The following is a 7,122-nucleotide window of genomic DNA, read 5'->3' on the forward strand; positions in this document are numbered from 1 at the left end:
GGTCGTGATGGTGTTCGCGCAGTGGGCGGCGACGACGACGCTCGGTACGGCGGCGATCGCGATGTACTCGCTGGCGATGCTGCGTCCGCCAGGGACGCAGCATGCCCGGGTCGGCCGCGCCGCGCGCCGCCGCCCGCCCCTCCTCCAGCAGCCCGAGCACCTGCCGCGCGTACCCGGCGTAGACCGCGCCCGCGCCGGTCAGCCTGACGCCCCGCCCCTCCCGCGAGACGAGCGGGACGCCGAGCTCCCGGGTCAGCGCCGCGACCGCCGCCGACACCGCGGACTCGGTCACGTACAGCCGCCGCGCCGCCGACCGCACGGACCCGGTGTCGGCGAGCGCGACGAGCGCCCGCAGCCGCGCCTCCGTCACGTCCCGCCTCCTCGTTCAAGCGAATGCTCAACTGTCACCGTAGAACACTTGATGGACATCGCAAGTGTCGGGAGGCGATTCTCGGACGCGTCACGGTTCCACGTGGCCGGGACGCGGCGCTCCCCCCGAACCCCTGGGACATGCCGTCCTCCACCGGGGCGGCGCGCCGCGTCCCGCCACATCCAGGCTTCGGCTGAAGGAGAGCGGCGATGAGCGCGGGCAGATGGTCGGCGGGCGTGATCCCCTACGCGGAGATGGGCTACTGGCGCCCGGACTACGAGCCGAAGGACAGCGACATCCTCGCCGCCTTCCGCATCACGCCCCAGCAGGGCGTGCCGCCGGAGGAGGCGGGCGCGGCCGTCGCGGGCGAGTCGTCCACCGCGACCTGGACGGTCGTGTGGACCGACCGTCTCACCTCCTACGAGAACTACCAGGGCAAGTGCTACAAGGTGGAGCCCGTCCCCGGCCAGGGCGACCAGTTCATCGCCTACATCGCCTACGACCTCGACCTGTTCGAGGAGGGCTCGATCGCGAACCTGACGTCGTCCATCATCGGGAACGTCTTCGGGTTCAAGGCGCTGAAGGCGCTGCGCCTGGAGGACATGCGGATCCCGGCCCACTACGTGAAGACGTTCCAGGGCCCGGCGCACGGCATCGTCATGGAACGCGAGCACCTCGGCAAGTTCGGCCGCCCCCTGCTGGGCGCGACCGTCAAGCCGAAGCTCGGCCTGTCGGCCCGCAACTACGGGCGCGTCGTCTACGAGGCCCTCCGCGGCGGCCTGGACTTCACCAAGGACGACGAGAACATCAACTCCCAGCCGTTCATGCGCTGGCGCGACCGCTTCCTGTACTGCATGGAGGGCGTCAACCGGGCGCAGGCCGCGACGGGCGAGGTCAAGGGCCACTACCTCAACGTCACCGCCGCGACGATGGAGGACATGTACGAGCGCGCCGACTTCGCCAAGGAGCTCGGCAGCGTCATCGTGATGATCGACCTCACCGTCGGCTACACGGCGATCCAGTCGATGGCCAAGTGGGCGCGCAGGAACGGCGTCATCCTGCACCTGCACCGCGCGGGCCACTCCACGTACACGCGGCAGAAGACCCACGGCGTGAACTTCCGCGTCATCGCCAAGTGGATGCGCCTCGCGGGCGTCGACCACATCCACGCCGGGACGGTCGTCGGCAAGCTCGAAGGCGACCCCAACAGCGTCCGCGGCTACTACGACACCCTCCGCCTCGACCGCGTGGAGGCCGACCCGGTGAAGGGCCTGTACTTCGACCAGGAGTGGGCGTCCATGCCGGGCACGATGCCCGTCGCGTCCGGCGGCATCCACGCCGGGCAGATGCACCAGCTCCTGCACTACCTGGGCGAGGACTCGATCCTGCAGTTCGGCGGCGGGACGATCGGCCACCCGATGGGCATCGCCGCCGGGGCCGCCGCCAACCGCGTCGCGCTGGAGGCGATGATCAAGGCCCGCAACGAGGGCCGCGACTACCTCGCCGAGGGCCCCGGCATCCTGCGCGCCGCCGCCAAGCACAGCCGCGAGCTGGACGTCGCCCTGTCCACCTGGGGCGACATCACCTTCACCTACGAGTCCACCGACACCCCCGACGCCGCCCCGACCCCCGTGAGCGTGTGACATGCGGATCACCCAGGGCACCTTCTCCTACCTGCCCGACCTCAGCGACGACGACATCGCCAAGCAGATCGCCTACGCCCTGGACCAGGGCTGGCCCTGCTCGGTCGAGTTCACCGACGACCCCCACCCGCGCAACCCCTACTGGGAGATGTGGGGCCTGCCGATGTTCGACCTCACCGACCCGGCCGGCGTCCTGTACGAGGTCAACGAGTGCCGCAAGGCCTACCCGGACCGCTACGTCCGGCTGAACGCCTACGACGCCCGCTACGGGCGGCAGACGACGGCGCTGTCGTTCATCGTCCAGCGCCCGGCCGAGGAGCCCGGCTTCCGGCTCGACCGCACGGAGACCTCCGACCGGCGCGTCCGCTACACGCTGCACCCCTACGCCCTCGACCGTCCCGAGGGGGACCGCTACGGGGCGGGACGTTGAGCGAACGCCCCGGTTTCGGGATGCGGCAGAACGGTTCCGCGGCGGACCTCCGGCAGGATCCCGCGGCGGAGCCGCTCCCCGCCGACGCCCGCGTCGACCTCGCCGAGGAGCGCGCCGACTCCCAGATCGACGCCGTCCTCACGGCCCTGGACGCCGAACTCGTCGGCCTCGCCCCCGTCAAGACCCGCATCCGGGAGATCGCCGCGCTGCTGCTCGTCGACCGCGTCCGGGCCCGGTTCGGCATCGAGTCGGGACGTCCCAACCTGCACATGTGCTTCACCGGCAGCCCCGGGACGGGCAAGACGTCCGTGGCCGTCCGGCTCGCCGAGCTCCTGCACCGCCTCGGCTACGTCCGCCGCGGCCACCTGGTCTCCGTCACCCGCGACGACCTCGTGGGCCAGTACGTCGGCCACACCGCGCCCAAGACCAAGGAGGTCCTGAAGCGCGCCATGGGCGGCGTCCTGTTCATCGACGAGGCGTACTACCTGTACCGGGCCGAGAACGAGCGCGACTACGGGCAGGAGGCCATCGAGATCCTCCTCCAGGTCATGGAGAACCAGCGCGACGACCTGGTGGTCGTCCTCGCCGGCTACAAGGACCGCATGGACTCCTTCTTCGCGTCCAACCCCGGCATGAGCTCCCGCATCGCCCACCACATCGACTTCCCCGACTACGAGCCCGCCGAGCTGGAGGCCATCGGCCGCCTGATGATGGACCGCGAGGGCTACGCCCTCGCCCCCGAGACCGAACCCGTCTTCCGCGACTACCTGGCCCGCCGCCGGGCCCGGCCCCGCTTCGCCAACGCCCGGTCCGTCCGCAACGCGATCGAGCGCGCCCGCCTGCGCCACGCCAACCGCCTCCTGGCCCACCCGGGCGAGGTGGACCGCGAGGCCCTCACCACCCTCCACCCCGAGGACTTCCTGACCAGCCGAGTCTTCGAGGAGGCCCGCCTGGGCTGACGGCGGCCCCACCCGAGCCGTCCACCGCCCGCGGCGAGGCGGGTGCCGGAGGCCCCGGCACCCGCCACACGGCAGTGGATACTCTGTCTGAGGACATGTAGAGGTGGGGGAGAAGTTGCTTAACCCAGAGGATCTGTACGAGCTCGACTCCGATCTGCCGGAGATGACGGGTCCGGTGCTGCTGCACAGCCTGGACGGCTTCGTGGACGCGGGGTCCACCGGGCAGCTTGTGCGGGAGAACCTCCTGGAGACGCTGGAGCACCGCGTCATCGCCCGCTTCGACGTCGACTCTTTGATCGACTACCGGGCGCGCCGCCCGCCGATGACGTTCGACCGCGACCACTGGGCCGCCTACGAGGCGCCCGAGCTGGTCGTCCGGCTGCTGCGCGACGAGGTCGGCAGCCCGTTCCTGATGCTGTCCGGCCCGGAGCCCGACCGGTTGTGGGAGGGCTTCACCGCGTCCGTCCTGCACCTGGTGGAGCGGCTCGGCGTCGGGCTGGTCGTCGGCTTCCACGGCATCCCGATGGGCGTCCCGCACACCCGCCCGGTCGGCACCACCTCGCACGCGACCCGGCCCGAGCTGATCACCCGCAACTCCTGGTTCGACAAGGTGCAGGTGCCGGGCAGCGCCGCGGGGCTGCTGGAGCTGCGGCTCGGCGAGGCCGGCCACGACGCCGTCGGGTTCGCGGTGCACGTCCCGCACTACCTGGCGCAGTCCGCCTATCCGGCCGCCGCGGTCGCCGCGATGGAGGCCGTCGTCTCCGCGACGGGGCTGGTGCTGCCGGTCGACGGGCTGCGGGAGGCGGCCGCCGCCACCGACGCCGACATCGCCGAGCAGGTCGACGGCAACGACGAGGTCGAGAAGGTCGTGCGGGCGCTGGAGCAGCAGTACGACGCGTTCGCGGGCGCCGCCGAGCGCGACAACCTGCTCGCCGAGTCGCAGGACATGCCGACCGCCGAAGAGCTCGGCGCGCAGTTCGAGCGGTTCCTCGCCGAGCGGGAGGGCCCCGACTCGCCCGCCTAGACCTGCCGCGGCCAGACATATCCCGTCCGCCGCTGGGTACGCGAGCCACCGAGGGAGGTCTCGCATGGGCCAGAAGGTGAACGAAGTGATGACGCCCGCGCCCGTGGCGGTGTCCCCGGACACGACCCTGGTCGAGGTCGGGGATCTCATGCGCCGGCACGGCATCGGCGACGTCCTGGTGGTCCACGAGGGGCGGCTCCGCGGCCTGGTCACCGACCGCGACATCGTCGTGCGCGCCGTGGCCGAGCACCGGGACATGTCCCGCACGGCCGTCGCCGAGATCTGCAGCACCAACCTGATCACGGTCGGGCCCGCGGCGGACGCCGACGAGGCCGTGCGGCTGATGCGGGCGCACACCGTCCGGCGGCTCCCGGTCGTGGACGGCGACCGCCCGATCGGCATGGTGTCCATCGGCGACCTCGCCGTCCAGCGCGACGAGCGCTCGGCCCTCGCCGACATCAGCGCCGAGCCGCCCAACACATGATCACGCTGGGGCTGCCGGACGCCGAGCTGGCGGGCGACCTGGACATACCGGACGGCGCGCGGGGCGTCGTCCTTTTCGCGCACGGCAGCGGCAGCTCGCGGCACAGCCCCCGCAACCGCGCGGTCGCCGACGGCCTGAACGCCGCCGGCCTCGGCACCCTCCTCATCGACCTGCTCACCGAGCCCGAGGAGGAGGCCGACCGGGTCACCGCGGCCCTCCGCTTCGACATCGACCTGCTCACGCGCCGGCTCGTCGGCGCGATCGACGGCCTCGCCGAAGGGCTCGAATCCGCCCCCCACACGGCGGGCCTCCCCATCGGCCTGTTCGGGGCGAGCACCGGCGCGGCCGCCGCGCTCGGCGCCGCCGCGGCCCGCCCCCGCATCGCCGCGGTCGTCTCCCGCGGCGGGCGCCCCGACCTGGCGGGCCCGTCCCTCGCGCGGGTCCGGCCCCCCGTCCTGCTGATCGTCGGCGGGCGCGACACCGAGGTCCTGGAGCTGAACGAGCGGGCGCACCGGAGCCTCGCCTCGTCCGAGATGCACGTGATCTCCGGGGCGGGCCACCTGTTCGAGGAGCCCGGAGCCCTCGAAGAGGTCACCGCGCAGGCCGCCGACTGGTTCAACCGGCACCTGTGATTCGTGGCACCTCGCCCGTGCGGACCTGGCGCTGGGACCGGCCACGCGCCGGAGGCCGGCCGCGGACAAGCACTGTTCGGCCAGAGCAAAGAACCACGGCACTCTGAGACGCTGGACTTGCTCCTTGACACCGGGAGGACGGCACATGAGCGAGGCGTACGACATCGTCGAGGCCCACTACGCGGCCTCGGACCGCGGCGACCTGGACGGCATGGTCGAGAAGTTCGCCGAGACCGTGGCATGGACCGAGATGGCCGGGTTCCCCTACGCGGGCACCTACGTCGGGACGGACGCGATCAAGGCCGGGGTCTTCGGCCGCCTCGGCGCGGACTGGAAGGGCTTCCGCGCCGACCCCGACGAACTGGTCGACGGCGGCGACGGGACCGTCGTCGCGATCGGCCACTACTCGGGCACCCACCGCGCGACCGGCAAGGGAATGCGCGTCCGGTTCGTCCACGTGTGGCGGGTGGAGGACGGGCTGATCACCGGCTTCGAGCAGTTCACCGACACCCACCTCGTCCGCGAGGCCATGACCTGAGCCACCATAAGGACGGCAGAAGCCTGATCTGGGAAAACGCGGACCTCCCGGCCGCAGACCGGTTCGACCGCTGACGGTCCGCCGTGACGGACGAGCCCGCGCCGGAGACGTCCCGTCCCGAGCGCATCGACGGCCGCACGCGCGGCGCCGAGCTGGGCGCGCTCGATCGCCCCGACCCCGCACACCCCGCGGCGCACCGGCCCCCTGATCAAGGCAGGTGGATCCAGACGCCCTTGGGTTCGGTGTAGGCGCGGGCGGACCCTGCCACTTCGCGATCGCCCCCAAGAACCAGGTACGCTTTCCCGGCAACGCGGGCGCGTAGCTCAGGGGTAGAGCACTCGCCTTACAAGCGAGTGGCCGCAGGTTCGAAACCTGCCGCGCCCACCAGCCAGAAGACCCCGTTTCCAAGATCGGAAACGGGGTCTCGTGCCATTAGCGTGCCATTAGCCCACGATCGCGAGCGCTCCGGCCGCCCCTTCGTCGTCATCCGAGTCGGCTTTGTTGATCTTGTCGTCCATCGCTCGGGCGATAGCCCGGTTACCGCTGGCCGTCCGGTGCTGGTAGATCAACGCGGCCCGCACGCTGTCATGTCCCATCCGCTCCATGAGGTCGCGGAGCGTCGCGCCGGACTCCGCCGCGAAGGTGTTCCCGGTGTGCCGAAGGTCGTGAAAATGCAGTTCAGGCACGCCCAGCTTGGCCACCGCCTCACCCCGCTTGGACGCCCGCCGGAAGTTCGCCCGCCGCAGGACACCGCCGCGCTTGCCAGTAAAGAACAGCGCTTCGGGCTCCGGATCGGTCAGGTTGCCGAGATGCCGCCGCAGCTCCGGGATGATCGCTCGGGGGAGTGCCACCGTCCGAAGGCCCGCCCGCGATTTGGGCGGCCCGATGACCAGCTCACCCGTGTCCGATTCGACTTGTGCTTGCCGGACGGTGACCGTCCCGGCGTTGACGTCAAGGGGCAGCGGCGCTTGGGCCGCTGCGCGGCCCCGCGCCAGGCCGTCCGGAGCGTGCGGCGTGGGCGGGATGCGTAGAGCACACCTAT

9 protein-coding genes and 1 tRNA gene are annotated in these 7,122 nt (G+C 71.7%); 8 read left to right on the forward strand and 2 right to left on the reverse strand.

Going from position 1 to position 7,122, the window contains the following annotated elements; translation table 11 throughout:
- Positions 1-370, reverse strand: a 370-nt coding sequence (locus AB0K37_RS39160; protein WP_363990444.1) for a LysR family transcriptional regulator, incomplete at its 3' end; no start/stop codon positions are given.
- A 209-nt stretch (positions 371-579) separates the two neighbouring features.
- Here AB0K37_RS39160 and AB0K37_RS39165 point away from each other — a divergent pair.
- The 8 genes from AB0K37_RS39165 to AB0K37_RS39200 all read left to right on the forward strand — a co-directional run bounded on the left by AB0K37_RS39165 (position 580) and on the right by AB0K37_RS39200 (position 6,467).
- The gene (locus AB0K37_RS39165; protein ID WP_363990447.1) at positions 580-2,013 is read left to right on the forward strand and encodes a form I ribulose bisphosphate carboxylase large subunit; all 1,434 of its coding nucleotides are present in this window, start codon (positions 580-582) and stop codon (positions 2,011-2,013) included.
- Between the two features lies 1 nt (position 2,014).
- Positions 2,015-2,443, forward strand: a complete 429-nt coding sequence (locus AB0K37_RS39170; protein ID WP_363990449.1) for a ribulose bisphosphate carboxylase small subunit — start codon at positions 2,015-2,017, stop codon at positions 2,441-2,443.
- A complete protein-coding gene (cbbX, locus tag AB0K37_RS39175) occupies positions 2,440-3,402 on the forward strand; it encodes a CbbX protein (protein WP_363990451.1) in 963 nt (320 codons plus the stop codon). The genes AB0K37_RS39170 and cbbX overlap by 4 nt, the downstream gene beginning before the upstream one ends.
- A 115-nt stretch (positions 3,403-3,517) precedes the next feature.
- Positions 3,518-4,426 carry a PAC2 family protein gene (locus AB0K37_RS39180; RefSeq protein WP_363990454.1) on the forward strand — a complete coding sequence of 303 codons (909 nt, stop codon included), beginning with the start codon at positions 3,518-3,520 and terminating at the stop codon, positions 4,424-4,426.
- 64 nt (positions 4,427-4,490) lie between these two features.
- The gene (locus AB0K37_RS39185; RefSeq protein WP_363990457.1) at positions 4,491-4,910 is read left to right on the forward strand and encodes a CBS domain-containing protein; all 420 of its coding nucleotides are present in this window, start codon (positions 4,491-4,493) and stop codon (positions 4,908-4,910) included.
- A complete protein-coding gene (locus AB0K37_RS39190; protein ID WP_363990460.1) occupies positions 4,907-5,542 on the forward strand; it encodes a dienelactone hydrolase family protein in 636 nt (211 codons plus the stop codon). The genes AB0K37_RS39185 and AB0K37_RS39190 overlap by 4 nt, the downstream gene beginning before the upstream one ends.
- Before the next feature lie 145 nt (positions 5,543-5,687).
- Entirely contained in the window at positions 5,688-6,080 is a 393-nt protein-coding gene (locus tag AB0K37_RS39195) for a nuclear transport factor 2 family protein (protein ID WP_363990463.1), read from the forward strand.
- Between the two features lie 312 nt (positions 6,081-6,392).
- Positions 6,393-6,467, forward strand: a tRNA-Val gene (locus tag AB0K37_RS39200).
- A 56-nt stretch (positions 6,468-6,523) separates the two neighbouring features.
- Here the strand turns inward: AB0K37_RS39200 and AB0K37_RS39205 are convergent.
- On the reverse strand, positions 6,524-7,122 hold a 599-nt coding region (locus AB0K37_RS39205; RefSeq protein ID WP_363990466.1), incomplete at its 5' end, for a tyrosine-type recombinase/integrase.

This window comes from Actinomadura sp. NPDC049753, assembly GCF_040674655.1.
Taxonomy (GTDB): domain Bacteria; phylum Actinomycetota; class Actinomycetes; order Streptosporangiales; family Streptosporangiaceae; genus Spirillospora; species Spirillospora verrucosospora.